Here is a 2,122-nt window from a genome sequence, read left to right on the forward strand (position 1 = left end):
TTATTAGTTGAACCAATCGGACGTTTACGGGCAGTTGATCGCCCAACTAACTTCTTTGCTCCAGCTGAAATTTTTTGGGAGTTTTACTGCCCGTTAACGTGGGTTAATTTTACAAATATGTATATACCAACTAATATATAATTAATAAATTCATATAATTGGAGTGATGAGATGCAGCCGTTAGAAAGGGAGATTCATTCTAATATGCTGAAAGTGTGGCGAATCCACGCTTTAATTGGGGCGGCAGTTATACTAGCAGTCGTAATTGCGTATTTCTTTTTTATGATCAATTTTAACTGGTGGGGCTGGTTGTTTGGCTTGCTAGTAACAGGAGCTATTACATTTATCCCGCTTGATTATTTTGTGTTTCCAAATTTACGTCAACGTTATTATAGTTACAGATTAAATGAAGAAGAGATTGAGATTCAAAAGGGAATGTTCGTTGTAAAACGCGTACTTATTCCGATGATGCGTGTGCAGCACGTAACGATTGAACAAGGCCCAATTATGAGAAAGTATAATTTAGCAGAATTACATATTTCAACAGCCGCAACTTCTCATAGTATTCCAGGCTTAACGAAGGAAGAAGCAGAGCGGCTGAAAAGACAAATTGGAGAACTTGCGAAAGTGAGTGATGAGGATGTATAAGAGGCAACATCCGATCACAATTTTATTAGGTATTCGAATTGCGGGTTTATTGCCTTTTATTTTACTTGTTTTATTTCGATCAGATGGTCAAGTGAAACCTTGGTATTTCTTTCATCTTGTTCTTTTGGCCATATTATTTATTATGGCAATTTTCTCAGCTATAAAATGGTATTTCAAAGTGTATTGGGTTGAAAATAATATTTTACATATTAAACACGGCGTTTTTGTGAAGAAAGAAAGTTACTTAAATAAAGAACGTGTGCAAAATATTAGTACGTCTTCTAACATCATTTATCAAGTGCTCGGACTGACGAAATTAAATATAGAAGTAGCAGGCGGCGGTAGTGAGCCGGAAATGATGTTAGCTGGTATTAAAGAAGATGAAGCGAAGGAACTGATTGCTTTATTAAATAAAAAAAGAAGCGCTGCGAGTGAAGAAGTACCCATGGCAGAAGAAAGTAAGACGATTTATCAGTTAACGATGAAAGAGATTTTAGCAGCTTCCATTACGTCTGGTAGATTCGGATTAGTGTTTTCAGGATTACTTCTTATTTACACAGAGTTTAATCAATTTCTTCCAGAATGGCTCATAAATAAAGTGGAAGCGTATGTGATGGATAACGGTGTATATGAATTAATCGTTATGGCCGCGATTTTAATGGCGGTTTCGTGGGTCGTTTCGACAGCTGGCTATGCGTTAAAATATGCGAACTTTAAAATAGAGCGAAACGGAAATGAAGTTCGCATCGTGCAAGGGTTATTTGATAAGAAAGAGTTTGTTTTAAAATTACACCGCATTCAAGCAATTACGGTGAAAGAAGGCATTCTTCGTCAGCCGTTCGGTTATTGCTCTGTCGAAGTGGAAGTCATTCAAAGTATAGAAGCAGCTGGAAATGAAGTTATGTTACATCCTTTTATGAAAAAGAAAGATGTCCAGCAGTTACTTACATATTTGCAGTTACCGTATGAAATGGAAGAGGAAATCGTTCATTTACCGAAGGCTGCATTACGTCGTTACGTAATAATGGGCTGGATTACAAGTGCTGTGCTCGCACTGCCGATCATCGGTACGAGTATATATTTCAAACAAAATATGGCGTTATTCACGCTAATACCACTATTTATCGCATTTACGTTACTTGCATACGCTCGGTATACAAGTGGCGGATATATGATACGAGACAATCAGTTAGTCATGGTATACCGTGGTCTTGCGAAATATACGGGGATCATGCGAAGAAGGCACGTTCAAGCAGTAGGATACAATCAATCGTATTTTCAAAAGAAAGATGAGCTATGTACAGCGGTCGTATCAGTAGCGGGACATAAATATAAAGTGAAGCATATGCAAAAAGAAGACGCACTTCGCATATATAATTGGTATAAAGAAAAAGGAAACACCGGTGCGTAACGGTGTTTCCTTTTTTGTGTCGTGATTTGTCGATAAGTCGATATATTTCAAAAATCGCTGATA

General features: G+C 37.3%; 2 protein-coding genes. Both read left to right on the forward strand.

Annotation, left to right across the window (positions count from 1 at the left end):
* The first annotated feature begins 171 nt into the window (after positions 1-171).
* On the forward strand, positions 172-648 hold the full coding sequence (locus tag GFJ36_RS04870) for a PH domain-containing protein (protein ID WP_097890507.1): 477 nt from the start codon (positions 172-174) through the stop codon (positions 646-648).
* Positions 641-2,059 carry a PH domain-containing protein gene (locus tag GFJ36_RS04875; RefSeq protein ID WP_097890506.1) on the forward strand — a complete coding sequence of 473 codons (1,419 nt, stop codon included), beginning with the start codon at positions 641-643 and terminating at the stop codon, positions 2,057-2,059. The genes GFJ36_RS04870 and GFJ36_RS04875 overlap by 8 nt, the downstream gene beginning before the upstream one ends.
* Positions 2,060-2,122 lie beyond the last annotated feature (63 nt).

The organism is Bacillus sp. EE-W1, from assembly GCF_009760835.1.
GTDB classification, from domain to species: domain Bacteria; phylum Bacillota; class Bacilli; order Bacillales; family Bacillaceae_G; genus Bacillus_A; species Bacillus_A wiedmannii.